The 20,508-nt window shown below is 58.4% G+C and carries 13 protein-coding genes and 1 pseudogene; 11 read left to right on the top strand and 3 right to left on the bottom strand.

Annotation, left to right across the window (positions count from 1 at the left end):
* Positions 1-268 precede the first annotated feature (268 nt).
* From K3179_RS00410 to K3179_RS00395, 5 genes and pseudogenes are all read left to right on the top strand, one after another.
* Positions 269-799 carry a hypothetical protein gene (locus K3179_RS00410; protein ID WP_221561982.1) on the top strand — a complete coding sequence of 177 codons (531 nt, stop codon included), beginning with the start codon at positions 269-271 and terminating at the stop codon, positions 797-799.
* On the top strand, positions 799-1,428 hold the full coding sequence (locus tag K3179_RS00405) for a hypothetical protein (RefSeq protein ID WP_247712750.1): 630 nt from the start codon (positions 799-801) through the stop codon (positions 1,426-1,428). Before K3179_RS00410 ends, K3179_RS00405 begins: the two co-directional genes overlap by 1 nt.
* Positions 1,425-1,928, top strand: a complete 504-nt coding sequence (locus K3179_RS00400; RefSeq protein WP_221561981.1) for a hypothetical protein — start codon at positions 1,425-1,427, stop codon at positions 1,926-1,928. The genes K3179_RS00405 and K3179_RS00400 overlap by 4 nt, the downstream gene beginning before the upstream one ends.
* Before the next feature lie 177 nt (positions 1,929-2,105).
* A pseudogene (locus K3179_RS13620) lies at positions 2,106-2,378 on the top strand (transposase family protein); the annotation flags it as partial.
* A 129-nt stretch (positions 2,379-2,507) separates the two neighbouring features.
* A complete protein-coding gene (locus K3179_RS00395) occupies positions 2,508-3,716 on the top strand; it encodes a transposase (protein WP_345721658.1) in 1,209 nt (402 codons plus the stop codon).
* Between the two features lie 183 nt (positions 3,717-3,899).
* Here the strand turns inward: K3179_RS00395 and K3179_RS00390 are convergent, their stop codons facing one another.
* Positions 3,900-5,144: a hypothetical protein gene (locus K3179_RS00390; protein WP_345721657.1), complete on the bottom strand. Its 1,245-nt coding sequence runs from the start codon at positions 5,142-5,144 to the stop codon at positions 3,900-3,902.
* A 126-nt stretch (positions 5,145-5,270) separates the two neighbouring features.
* Here K3179_RS00390 and K3179_RS00385 point away from each other — a divergent pair, with 126 nt between their 5' ends.
* Positions 5,271-5,624 carry a hypothetical protein gene (locus K3179_RS00385; RefSeq protein ID WP_221563075.1) on the top strand — a complete coding sequence of 118 codons (354 nt, stop codon included), beginning with the start codon at positions 5,271-5,273 and terminating at the stop codon, positions 5,622-5,624.
* On the opposite strand, the gene K3179_RS00380 is transcribed toward K3179_RS00385, so the two are convergent.
* Entirely contained in the window at positions 5,618-8,722 is a 3,105-nt protein-coding gene (locus K3179_RS00380) for an SNF2-related protein (RefSeq protein ID WP_221561979.1), read from the bottom strand. The two genes, K3179_RS00385 and K3179_RS00380, sit on opposite strands and share 7 nt — an antisense overlap.
* Positions 8,723-9,033: 311 nt before the next feature.
* Entirely contained in the window at positions 9,034-10,737 is a 1,704-nt protein-coding gene (locus K3179_RS00375) for a DNA cytosine methyltransferase (protein WP_221561978.1), read from the bottom strand.
* Here K3179_RS00375 and K3179_RS00370 point away from each other — a divergent pair.
* The 5 genes from K3179_RS00370 to K3179_RS00350 all read left to right on the top strand — a co-directional run bounded on the left by K3179_RS00370 (position 10,736) and on the right by K3179_RS00350 (position 20,343).
* Positions 10,736-11,161 carry a very short patch repair endonuclease gene (locus tag K3179_RS00370; protein WP_247712747.1) on the top strand — a complete coding sequence of 142 codons (426 nt, stop codon included), beginning with the start codon at positions 10,736-10,738 and terminating at the stop codon, positions 11,159-11,161. The genes K3179_RS00375 and K3179_RS00370 overlap by 2 nt on opposite strands.
* Positions 11,162-11,304: 143 nt before the next feature.
* A complete protein-coding gene (locus tag K3179_RS00365; protein ID WP_221561976.1) occupies positions 11,305-13,476 on the top strand; it encodes a UvrD-helicase domain-containing protein in 2,172 nt (723 codons plus the stop codon).
* Positions 13,476-16,703, top strand: coding sequence for a helicase-related protein (locus tag K3179_RS00360; RefSeq protein ID WP_221561975.1), 3,228 nt, complete (start codon positions 13,476-13,478; stop codon positions 16,701-16,703). Before K3179_RS00365 ends, K3179_RS00360 begins: the two co-directional genes overlap by 1 nt.
* Positions 16,704-16,705: 2 nt before the next feature.
* Positions 16,706-18,613: a DUF1998 domain-containing protein gene (gene drmB, locus K3179_RS00355; RefSeq protein WP_221561974.1), complete on the top strand. Its 1,908-nt coding sequence runs from the start codon at positions 16,706-16,708 to the stop codon at positions 18,611-18,613.
* Complete coding sequence (locus tag K3179_RS00350; RefSeq protein WP_221561973.1) at positions 18,601-20,343, top strand: nuclease-related domain-containing DEAD/DEAH box helicase; 1,743 nt, start codon at positions 18,601-18,603, stop codon at positions 20,341-20,343. The genes drmB and K3179_RS00350 overlap by 13 nt, the downstream gene beginning before the upstream one ends.
* Positions 20,344-20,508: the final 165 nt, after the last annotated feature.

The raw sequence follows: 20,508 nt of genomic DNA, 5'->3' as shown, positions 1-20,508 counted from the left end.
GCCGCGTCCTTCTGACTTATGGCGCTCCGCTCGATCGCTCAGATTGGCCGGGCATATCGCCCTTTGCAGATTTGCGCGACGGTCAGCGACGATCTCGATCGCGGCCTCGTCTTCGCCAGAAGAGGTTCCTCGTGAATTGTGGTGCCGACAGCCATCACCGCTGATCCCGGGAAAATGCAGTGGCTCGGCGGTAAGGCCGAGTAGAATATGAAATTAAGTGGGTAGAGCGAGCTCGGCCCGAGCGATCTCCCTCAAAGGAATATCCGACATGAAAATGACTACCCTGCAACGTCCTCTTGAGGGCGAACACTTGCTGCCGCCTATTACCTACAGGACCTTCAGGACGGAGAGCCGGTTCGGCGCATTCCTGGGCGCAACCGGACTTTGGCGCGAGAGCGAAGACATGAGCGCCCACACTGCGCGCGGGTTCCATGCCGACCGGCACGCAAGCGTGGTGGTCACCGCCACCTCCTGTGACCGGCCGCTGTTCTTCCCGGAATGCGAAGCGCTGGCCCAGTTCCTGCAGATGGACCTCGTGCTGATGCGGTTTGATCCGCTCCTTGGTGCCTCGTTTGATGTGCTGATGGCAGGCGGCCAGAGTTGGCTGTGCGACTTCCTCGCCTGGCGCCGCGATGGCAGAGACATGTGGCTGGTGCCGACGCGGGCCTCGGGTCCGTACTTCTGCCTGAGTGAGAGTGGGCTCGAAGTTTGCGAAGGCGCTCCTTACGCAAATGGCTCGGAGCGCTACTCTGGCATCATTCGTGCCATCGAAGCCCCGTCTTTCGAAGTGAGGTTCTGATGTTGGCCCAGATCACTTCCAGCGATGTCGACAGCGGCGAGAATGTCGCTCAGCCGCCGCAGACGAAGCTGAGCGCGTTCGTCCACCATCGGTGCGACGAGCATCCCGATTTCGAGTTCTCGCGCCATTGGTACAAGGGACCGGAGAACAGGGTCGGTGTGGAACCCTGGCTCAACAAGAAGATCTTTCCCGGTGAGGACGGCCGGTTCGGTTGCGCGGCCAAGTGCGATCTGCTTGTCCCCCCGACGACTCCGGGAGATCTCGGCAGGTACGGAACTCTGGTGGACCGGTTCGACGATACTCTCCCTCCTTATGAAAAGCACGCGATGATCCACGTGAAGATCATGCTCGATCCCGCAGAAGCTTGGCACGTCGGGTTCGAAAGGGTGCGTAGCTACGCTCGCGCTCATTTCGCGCATCGCTTCGCGACGGTCCTGATCGCACATGTCCCAGGCCTCGTTGGCCTCAAAGGGCAGGGCAATCACGTCCATTGCGCGGTGCTTTCCCGAGAGATCACTATTAACGGCTTCGGCGGTGCTTGCACCGATTTGTGTAGCGATCGCGGTTACGAGGCTGCGCTTGCTGCATGGCGCGAACACAAGAGAAACTGGGTGGATGAGCCAGCATGAGCGATAAAAGAGAAGCCGCTCCCTCAGCCTTCCTTGCAGAGCACTTGGCGCGCAAGGGACCGGATGAACTCGACAAGATGCAGGCCACCATCTACCTCGCTCGCCAGCTACTGGTGAGCGGGGAGGTCCAGCCATACGCGGAGGGCGAAAACCCCTTCGAACTGCCCCCGTATCCTTGGAAGATCACCGAAGTCCGAAGGAATGCTCCAAGGCGTATCTTCCTTGGAACGGTGAGTGACTTGGCAACGGGCACCGGCCACACGGTCTACTTCGCGTCAGGCCTCGCTCGGGATGAGGATGAGTTCCGCAGACAATTGGCGGCTCAAATCGGCCACACACTTGCCAATGAGGCTAAGGTGAAGCTCGGAATAGGAGACTTCCAATTTTCGAAGACCTTCATCTCTCCGTATATCCGTCGAACTTTAGAGGAGTTTGATGAGGCGAGGGACGCACCAGCCGCATTCCTGTTCATCAGCCGCTGGCACGAAAACCGTTCCTGAATCGAATATCGGGAGCGCGGCGCAATCTTTCGGGACATGATCGATTTGAAATCACGTTCAACAGCTAAATTTGGAACCGATTTCTAGCCGGCCATCTCGTGCGAAAAACTAAGCAGGATCTTAGTTTCCCGATAAAAAGTTAGGTTGATTTAATAACTTGATCGCTACGCGCGACGCATGAATGCGAGATTAGATAGCCGGCGATCCGGGGAAGCTTTCCATGAAACCCTTAATGGGGTCGACTTCCTCAACATCCCAGATTGCGTCACCACTTCAGTCGATGACAGCGGCCCCAAAACTTGGGTGAATGCAATCTTGGTGCGCCCGATTAGGCATCACTGTCCTGCGTGTGGAGAGCGCGCACTTTCCCATGGGACTATCGAACAGACGTACGCTGATAGACCGATCGGCGGAAGACCAGTTCGTCTGCGCGTTGAAATACCGAGGGGGCGCTGCCGCAACGCTGGCTGCGCCACGAACACTTTCCAATTCAAATCTGCAGATCATTTCGATGGGACTATGACAGGTCGATGTCGACGGTACATTGAAGACAATTGCTTTAAGTACGCGTTTACGGAGGTGGCCAGGCAAACGGGCGTGCCAGAAGCCACCGTAAGGCGCATTGCGGATCGTCTTCTGACTAAGCTCGATCAAAACTTCAGGATAGATACTCCGAAGGTTCTCGCGATCGATGAAATCCATTTGGCTTCTGGCAAGGATCCTAAAGTGGCGAGCGTTCGCGCTCATTTTCCAGAAAGAAAATCGAAAATTTGTCGGACAGTAATTTCCAACGGATTGAACGCGCAAGTAGTAGAACTACTACCTGATAGAAGAATGCAAACTCTTCGTTATTATTTAGAGTCGGTTGAGGGCTATAGAAATATAAAATATGTCACCATCGATATGGCTGACGATTTTAGAAGAGTTATAAAGAAAGTTTTCGGAGAGAGGGTTACGGTTATTGCCGATCGTTGGCACGTCGCTCAGAAGATTCTTGAGGTGGTAACTGATTGCCGAAGAAGTATCGAGGATGACAAGGTTAGGGTTAGGGCTAGGGATCTATCTCTAGCCCTGAATTCTCGAAGAAAGCGCCTTGAATTTAAAAGCCCAAAGGTCGCTCGTAAGGTGGATTTCCTTCTCCAAGATGCTCCGGATTTGAAGCAGATATACGAGGCAAAAGAGCAATTTCTCGATATCTATGATTCCAACAGCGCCAGTCAGGCTAAGAAGCGATACGCAGATTGGTTATCGGGCTTAAGTTTGAAGCAAAAGCACGCCTTTCGAAATGTAATCGCTAAGATATCGAATTGGTACGAAGAAATTTTTGCATATTGGGAGCTTGGTTTTAGAACGAAAAAGAATGGCTCTCAGGTTCTGACAAAATGGCATGGCCAAAGCAATGCAGTGGCAGAGGCGAAGAATAGACAAATACGTCATATAAATAGAATAGGACGTTCTTACTCACATCGATTTCTCCGTGCGCGAGCCATTTTTTCGAATTATGATGTGGCTCATAATTTTGGAATTTGTGCGAATTGTCGACTTGCCTTCAAGCGGGTTCCAAGCGCACGAAATCGAAAGCGAGAAGAGGCAGCGTGGGCACGCGGGCAGCGCGACGACTTTAATCCGCAAACCTACTGTCGTGAATGTGACCCCGCAAGCACCGGAGTCACACGCCCCGGCGATAAGCCTGTACAGTCATTCGTCACACGCTGTGGATTAGCGGATATCTGGACAGAAAAGGAGGAGTCACTCCTCATCCGACCAAAGCAAGTAGCTTTGCTATGATTGAAGCGTCCCGAGTTTTTTTGGAAGGCTCCCGATTATGAGTAGGAGCCCCGAGCGCTTTGGGGATTACTCAAGGCTGCGACGCGGAATTTGGAAAGCCCATGGAGGCGAGGCGAAAGGGAGAGATTGGTCTGTCTTGGCAAGTAGACCAATCTTTCGTTCTGAGGTGACATATGCTGCCCCCTATACATCGTCCTTCGAAACATAGGTGCCAAGTACCGCCTTCTGCGGTGTGATGTCCTGGACCTGAGAGGGTAGCTTGAGGTCGAGGAGTTCTGGAATGTCGCGGGTCAGACCATAGGCAAGTAGCAAGCGCGAAGGATCGGAAACGCCTGTGACACTGGAAGCCGGTGGTTCGGGCCGCATGACCAAGAGCGATCCCAAGATCTTCGGAACATTCTTGTGCTCGATGAAGGCACTGTGCAGCGAGCTTTCGCATCCTCCCCCGGTCGTAATGAGCTGCACATCGCGCGAGCGAAGGTCAGGATGAAACCCTGTACTGCCGCGCGACGGACGGCAAGCCTCGCCAAAAACCGAGTGGAATTGGCGATCGCACGCCCAGCAGAAACTTTCGTCGGATATGTTATCCGCGCGCGCCGCCTCGAGCGCTGCGGCTCCCAGGAGTTCGACACCGGCGCTAATAACGGCGTTGCGCTCGCGGCGAACATGATTGAAGGCGACGATGTCGAGAGTCGAGGCGCCAACGTCGATCAGGACGTGCGCACCGTCGAGCGAGGTAGGCTCGGAAGTGTATCCGGCAATCGCGGCAGTCAATTCGGGGATGAGGTACCACCCCTCAGGCAGGCTCCCGCTGGACGACTGGTGCGTCTTGCGGACATCGCTCAGCGTAAGCTTCTCAGCGAAGGGGACAAGCTCGCGTGCTGCGGAAACGATGTGCCTGAAGGATTTGAAGGCCTTTTCGTCGTCATGTGCTGCGACCGGGATGCCGACGTTAATCGAAAGGAAGCGTTCGCCCCCTGATGTGAGCGGGCGTGTCTCTGCGTACCAGCCAAGAAAATGGGCCATCTGAAGTGCGATGTAGGCGATGGCAGCTTCTGCGCGCGTGACGGGAAGGTCCGTGTGCACGCGCTCTCCCCCGTGCCCGCCGATGATGCCGGTCTTGAAGCCTTCCAAGACTGCCATGCCGGGTTGCGGGAACAGCGAAAAGGCCTCGTTTTCAGGATCAAACCAGAGGGCGGTCTGCCAAAGGTGGGAGTGACTGCCCGACCGCAGTTCGTAAGGTACCGAGAGGAACGCGATGCTGGGCCCGACCTTATAGGGTTGCCGCACAGCGAGTTTCAACGAACTCGTTCCGAAATCGAACCCAATTATGAAACCGTTGTCGAGATCGGGTTCCGGGTGGGCCGCAAAATCGGCAGCACCGCGCGCAATATGCTCTTCGATCTGCTTGGCGGTCTGCGCCGACACAATAGTGGGTCGCGGCTCGATGGAAGGTGAGCGTGAGCCGACGATCGCGCGGATACGATGAAACGCGTCCTTGTGGGCCGTGTTTGGATCCGGGGCCGGTTCCGGCGCAGGGGCCGCGGCGTCGTCTTGGGCGCGCTGCTCCTCTTCCTGAAGCTTGCGCAAAGCCGCTTTGGCGCCGGGAAATTTGAGGATCGTCTTGAATCCTCCGGCTTTGCCCCGCTTTTTCTTGGAAGTGGTCGGACGCTTATTCTGGCCAGACTGCTGTTTCCTTTGCTTTCGCTTTTTTGTCTTGGCCTTTCTGCGCATGTCCTGTTCGACGTCGGCAAATCCTTTTCTCGAGCTCTCGGCAGCTCGCGGTACATCAGGCTTGGTCGCAGGCTTGGAACCTGTGGCTGCGCTGCCTTGGCCGGCGAATGCCCTCTTCAGCATGTCAGCGGCATCGCTCAGCGATTGGAAACCGCCTTTCTTACCCCTCATTGACTGTCTCCGTTGATTTCAACGATGGCGATCCCGACCAACGAATGCGCTGGGAAATTCAAGGTTCGCTTCGATACTTCAGCAAGCTTGAGGTCCATCCGGGCAAGGAACTTGTCGAGCTTGGCCTGGACGGCGTAAGACAGGTTCATTCGCCGGTCGCTGCCTGAAAGACGGTGGTCGCGAATCTGCTCGTTCGCCCGCCTAGTCTCGCGTTCCTTATGCTCGTGGATCAGTGCCAGCTGGGTATCGACAAGGTCAAAATGCCGCGCGGCTTCCGCGTCTTCGAAGTCGGTTCGCCGGCTGGCTAGCGTCGGCAGAAGAGTGGATTGAACCAGACTAAGGGCAGTCGCCTGTTCCTCGTCGCTCAACGGCCGCAGCTCCGGTTCCTCGATCAGGGCCTCCATCAGGATTTGCTCCGCCATGTCCTCGGGAAGGATCTCGCCGCCTGTCAGGTTCGCGCCGACAAAGGCGAGCCGATCGATGGGGACGATGCCTTCCATCGACCATTTCTCGATGCAAATGGCGTAGGTGCCGGGTGGAACCGGCCAATCCGGACGTCCTTGAGTTCGAAAGGCTGTTACTGGACGCGGGGCAATGCCGGACTGTCGCTCTTCGATGAGTCCGGCGCAGAAGCGCGCCAAGGGGTGCGAGAGGGTGATGACATCCACCCCCGGGAACTTCACCGGATTTGGATTGCTGCCGAAGAACGTCTTGACCCCCGAGCTTCCTTCCCGGGCGAACCGGGTCGGGAAGCGGCGCGCATGAGTACTACGGTATTGCGAGAACTGTGCGTGCGCGTTGGGTGAAAGCCTGATTTCATAGGCTCCGATGTCGGTTTGACTGGTCGGCTGGATACGCGAGCCTTCGAACAGATGAATGAGAGCATTGGCGACGTAGTCTCTAAGATCATCGCCGGTCAGTCGCCGGAAAGGCGCATGAGCTTCATTGATCCGCTGAAGAATGCTGTCACCATGGGCAACTAGGCCGGGCGCTTCGCGTTCGAGCTCCTCGGCCTGCGCCTTGCGTTCGGCAGCCGCCAGGATTGATTGATCGAGCCTTGCGTCGCGCTGCTCCTGAGTCAGCTCAGGATCGGTGAGAACTATCTCGATATCACGGATGATCTCGCCGAGGATGGGTTCGAAATCGCCGAGCGTCTGCTGGATGATGCCGAGCCGCAGATAGAGGCGGTCATAGACATGTTGCTCGATCGTGTCTTCGGCGACCAGATTGATGATGTCGATCGATGGCGATTGCTGGCCAATGCGGTCAATGCGGCCAATGCGCTGTTCGACCTTCATGGGGTTCCAAGGCAGATCCCAATTGAAGAGGATGCGGCAGAACTGAAGGTCGAGCCCTTCGCCCCCGACCTCAGAAGTCAAAAGGATCGTGCCGCCGGGAGATTCAGCGAAGCGGGCAATGGTTTCCTGCCGATCGACCTTAATGCCGCCATGCAGCTGCATCACCGAATAGCCAGCATCGCCAAGCCGTTTGGCCAAGTAATCGATGCTCCTGCGAAAACTCGAAAAGATAATGATGCGCTCGTCTGGATCGCGTTGGCGAATTGTTTCCAGCCAGCCGGTCAGCCTGTCTATCTTCGAATCCTGACGTTCGAGCTCTTCAAGCATTTCCGGATCGTCGCAGATCTCGCCGAGAGTAGCGATGAGCGGGCCGGGCATCTTGTTGCGGCCGCCGTCGGCATCTTCTTCGTCGAGTTCGAGAAAGCCGCTCCGCGCGCCCCAGTGACGATAGGCGGTGGCAAGGCTCGAGGCGAGCAGGCGCTGTGTTTGCGCGAGGAGGAAGCGCTCGTTGATGTCGTGCGCATAGGCGTAGGCTTCAATCTGCCGTGTAGCAAAATCATAGAATGTCCGCTCTGTTTCGGACATTTCCCACATAGCTGTCTGCGGTTTGCGCAGCACCTTGAACTCGGCGACATCGCGGCGGCGGGTGCGATTGATGATTGAGCCCAAGAGCGACATCTCTTCGATCCGGGCGGCGAGGCGGACCCGGTTTGAAGGCGTATCTTCCATCCCCTTGGCAAGTTCGGCGCGCAGGCGCTCAAGCCGTTTGCCGGTTTTAAGCACTTGGCCTTCGGGGAGGTCGGCAATGATCTCGGCGATTTCGCTGAGCGGAACACGGGGGTCGCGCGCTGCTTCCCATGCCTTGATGAGCGGCGCATTCTCGTCTTGAAGAACGTCGAAGAGCCATTCGCGCTCGAAGGTATCGGGATCGATCAGCTTCAGAAGTGCGCGCAGATCATTGGCGCGCAGATTGATTGGCGTGGCCGAAAGGAAGAGCGAATAGTCGGAGACATTTGACAGCAATTGCCCAAGACGATGATTTGTCGTGTCGGTGTTCCGCAGATGGTGCGCTTCATCGATGATCGTGAGATCGAAGAGATCGTCTTCGGCATCGGCGAGGAAGGTTGCCAGATCGGCGCGCGCACCCTTGGCGGGCTGGTTGGGGTCGTTCCATTTCTTGGGCGGACGCAGTGAAGACAGCGAAGCGATGGCGGTAAAGCCCTCTCGGCGAATCTGATCATCCTTGAGCAATTCGAGCAGCTCTGCTGCGTTGCAGATAGGCGCATTGACATTGAATTTGTTGCGCAGTTCGTCGCGCCATTTCTGAACCAGCGCCTTTGGGCAGATAACGAGCAGGCGGCGGCTGTCGAACCGTGCGACGAGCTCGGTCCAGATCAATCCTGCCTCGATGGTCTTACCAAGGCCAACTTCGTCGGCAATCAGGAGACCGCGCGACGGCGAGTTCAAGAGCTTTAGTACGGGTTTGAACTGGTAGGCGTGAAATTCGGTATTGGTCGCACCCATGCTGTAGATCATGTCGGCCAGCCGGCCGGTCATTCGCAGATGGGTGAGCGCCCGCCGCAAGTCGGCGGGCGCAGAAAGCTTTCCGGACTTCAGGTCCGCGAGTGCATCCGGTGCAGCAAGCAGAGCTTCGAGCTGGTTGACGGGACAGGCGGTCCGGCCCGAAGGAAGTTCGATTTCGATGAATCGGCGACCGGCACGCTCAAAGTCTCGCTCGCCTGTAACCACTCCGACGACCGAAGGATCGTCCTTAAACCGAACGCGCTCGCCTGCTGCAAACATGAAGTCCCCAAACTCCGTCCTTTGCGGAATTCAATGTGTTGTAATTAATTGTGAAATGGTCAAGACGATATTGCCGCAGTGTCAGAATTTAAGCCGCCGCAGGCGGTGTGATTCAGTAATCACGCTGCGCTCATTCTGACGAGCAAATAAGCGTCGAGCGCGTTTTTGAGGCGGCAGAGGGTGCTCTGGCCAAGTGCGGTTTTGGCAAGGTAGCGGGCCTGCTTGTTGAATGAGGCGACATCAACCCAGTGATGCTGTCGCGTTTTGCCACAGGCGAGAAGGGTATGGAAATCCCCCGTTCTGGTGAAAATTCAAACCGGTTCCATCACGCCTTTCTGTGGTTCTTTGTCCTGCACTCTGTTGTCGATGCTTTCTTGCAGCAGGGAATGAACCACCCGACCGATCTGCATTGCCATGAATGGCGGAACAGCGTTGCCCACCTGCGTGTACTGGTGGGTGCGTGCTCCTTTGAAGAAATAGTTGTCGGGAAAAGTCTGTAGCCGGGCCGCCTCACGCACCGTCAGGCTGCGGCATTGGACGGGATCGGGATGAATGAAATAGTGCCCGTCCTTCGAAATGTGACACGTGACTGTTGTCGCTTGGCTATCCCATGTCTGGACACGAAATCGATTGGCAAAACTGCCAGTCTTCCAGCTCTTGTGGTTGGGCGCCAGTTCCTCGGGAAAATCCCGCGAACTGGGTGAGCGCCCCGCGATTTCCACGAACAGCGAACAGAACAGATACCGTGTGAGATCCTCCTCCATGTGACCGCGCGTGTCGTTATTTGGGAGCTTGCGCAGCTTCGGATCGACCAGCCATGCCTTCAGTACTTTCGGGCAATCATCAGCAAGGCCGACGCCGGGTGCCTCGCGGTCGGGCGGAGAAGTCTCTACGAGGCCCTCCAGAATTTGTGCAGCTCGGGAACGAAGTTTTGCGCGCACGTCCGCTGATGGCCCGCTGGATAGCCGCGTAATCGTTTCGAGCCCATTTCTGACTGCGGTTCTCCAGGCTTTGGCACTGTCCGGCAATTTGCTCAGGCCGCTTCGAAGGCGGGGCGCACCTTGAAGAACATGCCTGACCGTGGCCGAAGGAATGGACTTGTAGGGCAGCGGCTCTTGCAGGCCAAAACCGCCTGCATCGGCAAGATCCTCCCGAATGCCTACGATGATCACCCGGTGACGTGCCTGTGGAACGCCCATATCCTCCGATCGGACGAGAAAGTCGCGGGGGCTTGGTAGCTTTTCGAGCCGAAATCTGCCGTCGTCTTCCGGTGCAAGCCCGACCAAGCGGTAAGGCACACCATTTTGACGGTGCCCCCGAAGGTCATCGAGGATGCGGTTTATGATCAGACTGCTTCCGTCGACCGACGAGCTCAGCAGTCCCTTGACGTTCTCCATGATGAACGCCGCTGGCTGGAGCCTGTCGAGAATCCGGATGTATTCCTGATAGAGGAAGTGCCGATTGTCCGCGGCAGGCCGGTAGTCCTTTTTGCCGGCATTGCGTGCGCGCCCCACAAGCGAATAAGCCTGACAGGGCGGGCCACCGACAAGAATGAGCCGATTGCCGCTCTCAGCACGGATCTCATCCAGCCGTCTATTCAGCCGGATGCCCGGATCTTCGACGCCGAGTTCCATCTGCCAGGCCTCTTCACAGGCGGCATGCCATTCCTGTGGGTAAAGATTTTTCCAGACCGGTTCGTCTCCGCCCTCATTTAGGAACCGATAGTATTCGTCCGGGAAGATCTCGAATTGCCGTAGAAAGCTGCGCAGCCGCAGCGTTTCGTAAGCCTTCCTTTCCTTTTCGATGGAAAGCGCAATTTTGAAGACCCCATTGCCGGTTTCGTCTTCCACTTGGGACAAACCTTCTGCGAGACCGCCGGGGCCTGCAAAGATGTCGACGACGTTGAATTGATGCAACTTGAAGACCCCTGACCGGTTTATCCCAATACAAGCTTTGACAAGCGAAAGGATGACAGTGGCAGATTCAATTGATCCGGCGGCAAGGTCAAGGAACATGTCTCGGATAACTGGGAAGAACACCGGGCCGGAGGTGCGACTACGCAGCTTCCTCCATGGCAGGGGGCTTCGCTTCAGCCTGCATGCCAAGGATCTGCCTGGAAAGCCCGACATAGTCCTGCGCCGCTGGAGCGCTGCTATCTTCGTGGACGGATGTTTCTGGCACCGGCATAAAGACTGCCGGTATGCGACCACCCCTTCGAGCAATGTCGACTTCTGGATCCCCAAGTTCGAGGCAACGGTGGCGCGCGATGCGAGGCAACGCGCAGAACTGACTGACATGGGCTGGCGCGTAGCCGTTTTCTGGGCCTGCGCGACTGAAGGCGATGCGCTCGAGGAGTGGGGAGGCAATCTTATCGATTGGATAAAATCAGGGTCCGAATATTTCGAGACTGACCTTATCAGGAGGAAGGATCCCAATTGATCTGCAGCGCGATGTATTTCAACAAGTCAAGATTAACAATTCACTTTCAATTTTCGGATTGATGCTTGCAAGGTGCTGAAACGTCAGCGAGAAGCGCGGCCGGAGTGGGGCCGTTTCCGGCCTGTCGATTGTGGGGAGTTGCGGTGTCTGTCGTTGTAGTCGACGTCGAAAAGGGTGGGCAGTTCGTCAAGTCCATCCTGCGGCCTCTGCATACGATCGATGGCCGCCCTGCGGTGAAATACCGACGGAAACTCTGGCTAATCGAAGACGGCGTGGTCGATCTCGACCGTGGCCCCGTCGACGGGGACGAGCCCTGCACAGCGGCTGACTCGGAAGAATCCTGCGAGGATGAACATCTCTTGGATTTTGATCCGGTGGATGTCGATGATTCCGATGTGCGCGAGCGGATAATCAATGCCGGCCCGGGTGCAAGGCTTCTGGTCGAGGCGGGCCCCGGTACTGGAAAAACCGAGATGGCCGCGAGGCGGCTGGCGGAACTGGTCGGTCGCCATCTGGCGCCAAGCGAAGTGCTTGTGCTGAGCTTTTCCCGAAGCGCGGTTCGGACTTTGACGCGCCGCTTCGCAAAGATCGATTGTGACGAACGCGTCGTGGAAGAGCTGCGCTATCTTGCAGTCCGAACCTTCGATTCGTGGGCATTTCGTATGCTAAGGCTGCTGGGGCATTCTCCTGCTTCGCTTCTCTCGAACAGCCACGATGCCAACATTGCGCTGCTTGTGGAGGTGGCCAAAGGCCCCGATGCCGACCGGCTTCGTCAGTGCATCGGCAACCGCAGGCATCTCATTGTCGACGAATTTCAGGACCTGCCCGGGGTGAGGGGTGATCTTGTTCTGGCTTTGCTGGAGCTCTTGGCGCCGCCGGATTCGGAAGGAATCGGATTCACAATCCTCGGAGATCCCGCGCAGGCGATATATGGTTTTGCCGCTGGTACGCGATCGGACGGCTCCGCCTATCCGACACCCCGAGAATACTGGAACGCGGTTGCTGCCCGGTACGAGGGCAGCCTTACGACCGAGGTGCTTCAGCGCAACTACCGCGCGGGATCGGAGCTTGCGCATTTGTCGGCGCGGCTCCGTTCGGTCTTGCTCAGCGATCGACCGGACAGCGAGCGTCTGGAGGCCATCCTCGAAGCCGTCGCCCAGCTTCCGGAAAGTCCTGAACAGCTGGCGCCCGGTTTTGTCAGCCGGGCTGGCGAGGGCAGCCGGGCAATCCTGACCCGCACAAACGGCGAGGCGATGCAGGTGCTCCGCAGCCTCGTTGGCCAGTCGGTCGAAGGATCGAAATTGCCGATCCGGCTGCGAGCCGGGCACTGCGCCATGCTGCCGCCTGCCTGGATCGCCGGACTTCTCTCCCAGCTCCAGGGCACAAGCCTCCAGCGGTCCCAGTTCAGTCGGATCCATGCCCATCTGTGCGGCAAGTGGTCCGAAGCGACCCGCGAGGCGCTTGGCCTTCCGAGCGAGGAGGCGGCCTGGGATCGACTCGCCTTTGCCAGTGGCAGGGGCGGCGATGATTCAGCCATCTCCATCGATGATCTGCGTGAACGGATGGCCTGGCCGGATTCATTTCCGGATGACCAGGCACTGCTCGACCAGGGCATTGTGATCACCACTGTGCATCAGTCGAAAGGGATGGAGTTCGACTGCGTCACTTTGCTTGAGGGGCCCGAGGCCGGTCAAGATGACGGGTCCGGGAACGGTGTCGACGATCCCGGCGCAGCTGCGAGCGTCGCCTACGTCGGCATCACCCGTGCCGGAAAACAGCTCGACCGCGTGCCCCACAGTCAGATCAGAAAGCCTCTCCGGCAGAAGGATTTTCGTGGGAGCAGGCGGCGTCTGTTCGAGCATTGGGGTGGTTGGGTGAATGTCGAAGTCGGACTGCCGCGCGACCTTGATCCAATCGGCTTCATTGACCCGGGTCTGCACGGGTCGGAAGAATCCGTAAGGGACCTTCAGAAGTTCCTGCTTGAGAACGCCGGGCAGCTCGAAGGCAGGAAGGTCATGCTCTGCAAGGACGCTGTCGATGATGAGGTTTTCTGGCGGGTGCATCTGCAGAATGAGGACAATTCCCCGGGTCAGCTGCTCGGCAGAACCAGCGAACAGCTGACCTACGACCTCTTGGATGTGCTGCATCCCCGCTATTACCTGCCCAGCCGCATTTTCAATCTTCGTGTCTCCGGTGTCGGGACGGTATGCGGCTCGAGCGGAGAGGTTGCTCTGAGCACCGAAGGTCCAAGCCGGATCTGGCTCGGGGTTGGACTTTTCGGCTCGGGCGATTTCAAACCCCGGAAGAGAACCTGATGTCTGAAGTCAGTCAAACCAGCACACGCGGGCAGATGATCGACCTTGTGTCGAGGCTTGTCGTAGGGCCTCTCAGTGAAGATGAGGCGCTGTCGTCTCCTCCGCTCGACACTTATCTGTCGGGAATCCTCTGGCCCGAAGGCGAGATGCTCGATGCACCCGAGGAGTCGGACGATGACAATTGTCAGGCTCCCGCCGCACAGGATGGGGAAACCGATGGAGCGGTGCCGGGCTACCGTGCCGTTCGCCCCTGTTCGGTCGGGCTGACCTTTGCTGCAGACCGCAATGCCACTGTCACGGTGAACCTCGGATCGACCGCACGGTACGCGAAAGTGGAAACCGAGCCGGCCGAGGAAGGGGGGCGCCGACAGACTGAATGGCGACGCATCGAGCTTGGTCTGCGGTATGCCATTCAACCGGGAGGTGATGCCTCCTTCAGCACCAACGAGTTTGTTGATGCAGACGGCGAGACCATCGTGGACGAGGGCATCCGGCTTCACGTGAAGCGGCGTGTCCGGGATGAGCGCCAGGTCCTCACTGTTACGCTCATAAACAGCGCGATCGAAGCCGATGACCGCCTGCGCAATGAGCTTTGTCTATTCCAGGCAATGCTTCGGATTGAGGCGTGTTCCGAGGATGGCCGCGGCGCGATCACACCCCGGCCTTCTCCGCTGCTCGCCGGAGCCGACGACGACGCACGGTCGGCTGCGCTCCTATATCGCGATGTCGTCGAGTTTGCGGTTGGCCACGGCATCGCGGTCATGTGGGAGGACACTGCAGAACGCCGGGTCGGTTCGGTTTGGACTTCGTGGATGCCGCATACGGCACTCAAGAACATGAGCGCAGAGGGGCATTCCACACTCCTTTCATTCCTGAAGGACCAGCCGCACACTCTGCGCGCCGAGTGGCTCGCCGATCATCAGCGCCGTTCGGACGTCGTAGCCGCGCTGCGCGGCTTCAATGGCTGCTATCGCGAATGGACCCGGGCGTTGCGCGCCCGGGTTGATGATTTCGAGGGTGACCTTGGTATCGCAGCGCATGCCAATCTCAAAAACTGCGAATTGGCGTGCACCCGCATCGAAAAGGGCATCGATCTTCTCGAGACATCGGATGGATCCTGGCTTGCATTCACGCTTGCGAATTCGGCAATGGACCGACAGGCCCGCTTCGAAGTGAAGAAGCCGCGACAGGGGCCACTGGTCTGGCGGCCATTCCAGCTGGCCTATATCCTGATGGCTCTGCCCGGGCTCGTCGACTCGGAGGATGAGTACCGCGACTGGGTCGACCTGCTCTGGTTTCCGACCGGTGGCGGCAAGACCGAGGCTTACCTTGGTCTCACCGCGTTCGAGATATTCCATCGCCGTCTGACATCTGCGGAGAGGCGGGATATCGGGGGTGTCGACGTCTTGATGCGCTACACGCTTCGGCTCCTGACCGTGCAGCAGTTCCAGCGTGCCGCCTCGCTCATCTGTGCATGTGATCAAATCCGACAGGAGCGCAGCGATCTCGGGGACGCGCCGATTTCGCTGGGTCTCTATGTGGGTGGCGATGCGACGCCGAACCGCAAAGATAAAGCCGTCCGTGCGATCGAGGAAGAGCATGAGGGGCTGAAGCCAAAGTCGACTCCAAGGCAGCTTTTGAATTGCCCGGTGTGCGGGCATGAACTAGCTCCTGCGGCGTACCAAGTGGCCGGCGATGAGGACGGAATAGACATCAGATGCCCGGCGGCTGCATGCGCGACCGAGGGACAGCCTTTACCGGTGCTGGCAGTCGACGACTTCATCTACGCTTCTCCCCCTAGTCTCCTGATTGGGACAATCGACAAGTTCGCGCAGCTTCCGCGGCGTAGTGACTTGGGCACACTGTTTGGCCTCGACGGTGCGCTCGGTCCGGGTCTGATCATTCAGGACGAACTTCACCTTATCTCCGGGCCGCTCGGATCAATATCGGGTCTTTACGAAACCGTCATCGACATGCTTGCGGCACGTAACGGCGCGAGGCCGAAGGTCATTGGCTCCACGGCAACGATCGGCCAAGCCCGCAAGCAGGTGCGGGCGCTGTTCGACCGAGAAGTTCTGCAGTTCCCGCCTGCCGGATTTGAAGCGGCCGACTCCTTCTTCGCCGTGCGCGACAATGAGGGGCCCGACCGCGTCTATCTGGGGCTGTGTTCCGCAGGCCGAAGCCCCAAGTTCGCACTGCAGGCGGCAGCGGCAGCTCTGCTTCAGTCGTCCGACTTTCTGAAGCAAGAAGGAGCGTCCCCGAAAGAGATCGATCCATTCTGGACTTCTGTTCTCTACTTCAACAGCCTTCGCGAGCTGGGCGGCGCGCACGTTCTGGTGCAGGACGACATTCCCAGACAGATGGAGTTTCTCGCCGGGCGTTTGGTGCGATCCAGCGGAAAGGCGTCGACCAAGCGCGCGCTTGAGGCGGACACCGTTGAGCTGAGCAGCCGTGTCTCGTCGCGCGAACTGCCGGACCATTTGAACAATCTCAATCATGGTCTTGAGGGTGTGGAAGAGGATCCGTTTGCGCCCGAGCCGCGGGACGTCGTTCTGGCTTCGAACATGATCTCCGTCGGTGTCGATGTGCCGCGTCTTGGCCTGATGCTTGTCAATGGGCAGCCGAAGTCGACAGCAGAGTATATTCAGGCCTCGAGCCGCGTCGGGCGCGGCCGCGATGGTCTTGTGCTAACCCTTTACAACTTTGGAAGGCCACGGGACGTATCGCACTTCGAGCACTTCCTCGCCTATCACAACGCCATATACCGCAGCGTTGAGGCCACCAGCGTGACGCCATGGGCGCCAAGGGCCCGGGACAAGGCGCTTCACGCCGTACTTGCGGCCGCTGTACGGCATCTGGTCGATCGCATGGAGGATGACGACGCGGCGGGTCGTTTTGCGCCCAACAGCGAAGCCGTACGGGAAATCATCAAGATCATTGAGGATCGTGCCTTTTCAGCCAGCGAAAACGTGGAAGGGGAGGACACGGTCGACGATCTTGCTGCCCTTATCGAGGAATGGACCATGCGAAGTTCCGATGCCTCAACGACAGGCAAGGCGCTTCGATACTGGGATCCCGGCTCGGGTTTCTCCCACGCGGGCAGCTATCTGATGCGGTCCGCCGAAGATGGCCGGGGAACCGGCCGGAAGTCTTGGCCCACTCCCAACTCCATGCGTGAGGTGGAGCCTTCCACCGCCTTCATGCTCAAAAACATCCGGAGCAGCTGACAATGGCGCGAAGACCCGCCCGCCGCGCGGCAAATCCTGCCGCGGCCACCGATGGCATCGAGCCCGTGGGCACGATCCGTCGATCTCAACTGGTGTCGACATTCGGGATTGGAGCCATTGTCGATCTCGAGAAGGGGTCCTTCATGCCCATGGGGCTGGAAGACTGGGAGCGCGTCAACGGCTTTCCATCGCTTCGCATCGGCGAGAGACGTTTGGAGGAGATGCTTGGAGTGAGCCACTTCAGGCTTGGGCCGATTCAGGAGCCCATTCCCGGGTCAAGCATGGTTCGTGCCCGCAGCGCTGCACCCGCCGTCCGCTTTCCTGAATTCCACGAATGCCCGCGCTGCCACCGGATCGGCACCCTGGACAAGCCGTTCGAGACCGCTGCCGATGGTGTCAGGCTGCAGTGCAGTGCGCACACGAAACCGGTCCATACCAACCCCGTCCGTTTTGTCGTCGCCTGTCGTCGCGGCCACCTTGCTGATTTCCCATGGTCGTGGTGGGCGCACCGGGATCGCGAAGGCGGAGAATGCGACCGGCCGGCACTCTATCTGAAGTCACGCGGCCGATCCGCCTCGCTTTCCGATCTCTATGTCTCCTGCGAGGCGTGTTCGACGCCGGAGAAGCCAGTGACCCGATCCATGGGAGACGCTTTCGGCGCGGATGTCCTTTCCGGTTCGGACTGCAGCGGCTACCGCCCTTGGCTCGGCAACCGCGAGCACGACTGCCCTGAAACCAAACGGACATTGCAGCGCGGTGGGTCGAACGTTCACTTCCCGGTTGTCTGCTCCACGCTGTCCATCCCGCCGGATTCGGAGGCGATCAACCAGATCATCGAGGACCTGCGGATGGTGCTCGAGGCGACCCCTCCCGAGGCCATTCCTCAAGTTCTGCAGGGAATTGCAGCGAATTACGACATCGAACCGGAACGGCTAGTGCGGGCCTGGCAGCACATGAATACGGGGGCTGCGGGGTACGCGGGGCTTACCGAGAAGATGGCCCGCTCCGAGGAATACGCCGCGCTTAGCGAGACGAAGCACGACGATCCCATTGGGAACATCGTGCCCCAGTTCGAGAACACAGTGCTTGATCCGCCTCCTGCCCTCACGCCGTATTTCGACATCATTGGCGCTGCATCGCGGCTTCGGGAAGTCCGGGCACTGGCCGGCTTTTCGCGGATTGAGCCTTACCCGGTAAGCGCGGAAAAGGTTGAGCAGGCGATCGCCGACGGAAAGGTATCCCCACTTTCCAAAACCAACCGCAACTGGCTGCCGGGGGCGGAAATCCGCGGCGAAGGCATTTTCCTGCGCTTTCGCACCGACAGGATTGATGAATGGGTCGAAGAGCAGGGCCGGGTTTTGGAAGAGAGGGTTGCCGATCTCGAGGCAAGGAGCAGCGCTGTTGCCGAGAAACGAGGATATACTCGCGACTATGTAATTACTGCCCGCCTGCTTGTGGTTCATGCCTTTGCTCATGCTCTTATCCGGCAGATTTCGGTTGAGTGCGGATATTCGGCGGCTGCCCTTCGAGAGCGTCTTTTCGTCTCCGAGCCCGAGGGTTCGCGCGCCGCGGAGAACGGCGTTCTGATCTATACCGGTTCGCCGGACTCCGAGGGCAGCCTTGGCGGTCTGGTCCGTCTTGCCGATCCCGACCTTCTCGAGCCCATCGTTCTTCGGGCGCTGCAGAGCTCCGGGTGGTGCGGAAGCGATCCCGTATGTCTTGAGACGGACCCCTCGCAGTCAGGGGACCGGGTGAGCGGTGCTGCATGTCACTGCTGTCTGCTCCTCCCGGAAACTGCGTGCGAGAAATTCAACCGAGAGCTCGACCGGACAATGCTGGTGGGCAGTGCAGACCGAAGCTTCAAAGGCTTCTTTCACGATTTGCTGGAGCAGCTTGAATGGCAATCCTGATCCCTGAGATACCGAAGGACTGCAATTCCAGCGAGAGACTGGTCTACGAGCGGCTGGGGCGCGAGCTCCCAGAGCGATGGGTGGTCATGCACTCGCTGGGGCTTGGCTCGCACGAAAAGAAGGTTTGGGGCGAGGCCGATATAGTCGTTCTCTCGACCCATGGGATCTTCGCGCTCGAAGTGAAGGGCGGAAAGGTCGAATGTCTTGGCGGCGAGTGGAAGTACAGCGGGGACTTCCCGACGTTCTACAAGAAGGAGAGTCCGTGGCAGCAGGCCACTGGCGCAATGTTTGCGCTCAAGACCAAGCTCACCGAAGTGCGCAGCTTCTTCCATGACATCATGTTCGGATGCGGTGTCGTCATGCCGTTCACCAATTTCACTGATACCGGGGCCGAGATTGTTCAGGAGGTGCTCCTCGACAAACGGGACTTCCGCGACAACCTCGACCGCTACATTTCTTCACTGCAGAAATACTGGTCGCGGGAATATACCACCAAGCACGGCAAGCCCTACCGCGGGCTCCGCGAAGATGAAATTCAGGTGGCTCGGCAGATACTCAGACCCGACCTTGAGACAGCTCTCAGTCTTGGAACCTATCTGACCGGTACCGACAATGCGCTGCTTTACCTGACCAATGAACAGATCCGCGTGTCGCGGCGCGGTGCAGCGAATCCCCGCACCGTTGTTCGAGGGTCGGCAGGAACCGGTAAGACCGTGCTAGCGGTCGACCGGGCAAAGCAGTTGTCTAAGGGTGGCGCGCGGGTTCTGTTCCTGACTTTCAACCAACTGCTAGCCGAGCATCTCCGCCAGAGCCTTGCCGTGGTCCCTGACGCGGAAAACGTTGAGGTCCACCACGCTCATTCCTACTTTCGCTCGTTGATAGGCGCAGCGGGATTGAGCTCGAAGCTGGCGGGTGAGGATGAGGACAAGGAGCGCTTCTTCCGCAAAGTGATGCCCGCTGTTGCATGGGATGCGCTTGTGGAGAAGCCCATTGAGCCGTTCGATGTTCTAATTGTCGACGAAGCCCAGGATCTGCTCACGCCAGAGAACCTAGATGTCTTCGATCTACTGCTGAAGGAAGGGATGCAGCGCGGGCGCTGGCACCTCTACCTCGATCCGAAACAGAACATCTACAATGTGGAGACGGTGACGGAGGTCGAGGATAGGTTGTCGGAAGGAGCTCCTGCTTTCGATGATCTTTACGACAACTGTCGCAACACCAAACAAGTGGCAACGCAGGCATCCATCGTTTCGGGCATTGATCTTGCTGTCGAGGGAGCCCCTGACGGGCAACCTGCTCAGATCCACGAATATGATGATGACAATGATGCTGTGGCGCAGCTTGAGAACCTTCTGGAACAGCTGATCGACAGCGATGTCGAGCCGGATCAGATTGCAATTTTGGCCACGAGGCGGAAAGAGAACTCGTTTCTTGCGGAGGTCGCGCAGATAGCCGGACGAAGCCTCGCAGACCCGCGGCAGGAAAGAGAGATCGCCCGGGGCGCTCTGCTCATGTCGACGATGCATGCATTCAAGGGGCTCGATCGGCAGGTCGTCATTGCCATTGAGATGGGCGATATTGGAGCCGAGCAAGCCTCGATGCTGCACTATGCCGGTCTCTCGAGGGCCCGCGGCCTCCTCCATGTCTTCCTGCCCCGCAAATGCCGACCGGCATACGATCGGCAGGCTGTTGCCTATGGCTCGCGCATCGGTGCCAAGAGCAATGCCTGAGCTGATTTTGATCCAATTATCAGTGCGGGAATTCTCGGTGAAGTTCGTGGGGCACAGTGTTATTACGGATCTCATTCGCGCGGGATTGCCAGCCCTAACGGCAGGTCAATAATTCAGAACGAGCATCGCAGTGATTGAACGACACTATGGTCACTTGGTCCGCAA

The sequence above is a fragment of the Qipengyuania intermedia genome, assembly GCF_019711615.1.
GTDB lineage: Bacteria > Pseudomonadota > Alphaproteobacteria > Sphingomonadales > Sphingomonadaceae > Qipengyuania > Qipengyuania intermedia.
Note: the sequence above shows the minus strand (reverse complement) of the source record. Positions and strands in the feature narration are given on the sequence as shown.

Coding starts and splice junctions, on each gene's coding strand:
- K3179_RS00410 (WP_221561982.1), top strand. CDS start 269: ATGAAAATGACTACCCTGCAACGTCCTCTTGAGGGCGAACACTTGCTG.
- K3179_RS00405 (WP_247712750.1), top strand. CDS start 799: ATGTTGGCCCAGATCACTTCCAGCGATGTCGACAGCGGCGAGAATGTC.
- K3179_RS00400 (WP_221561981.1), top strand. CDS start 1,425: ATGAGCGATAAAAGAGAAGCCGCTCCCTCAGCCTTCCTTGCAGAGCAC.
- K3179_RS00380 (WP_221561979.1), bottom strand. CDS start 8,722: ATGTTTGCAGCAGGCGAGCGCGTTCGGTTTAAGGACGATCCTTCGGTC.
- K3179_RS00370 (WP_247712747.1), top strand. CDS start 10,736: ATGTCTCGGATAACTGGGAAGAACACCGGGCCGGAGGTGCGACTACGC.
- K3179_RS00375 (WP_221561978.1), bottom strand. CDS start 10,737: ATGTTCCTTGACCTTGCCGCCGGATCAATTGAATCTGCCACTGTCATC.
- K3179_RS00360 (WP_221561975.1), top strand. CDS start 13,476: ATGTCTGAAGTCAGTCAAACCAGCACACGCGGGCAGATGATCGACCTT.
- drmB (WP_221561974.1), top strand. CDS start 16,706: ATGGCGCGAAGACCCGCCCGCCGCGCGGCAAATCCTGCCGCGGCCACC.
- K3179_RS00350 (WP_221561973.1), top strand. CDS start 18,601: ATGGCAATCCTGATCCCTGAGATACCGAAGGACTGCAATTCCAGCGAG.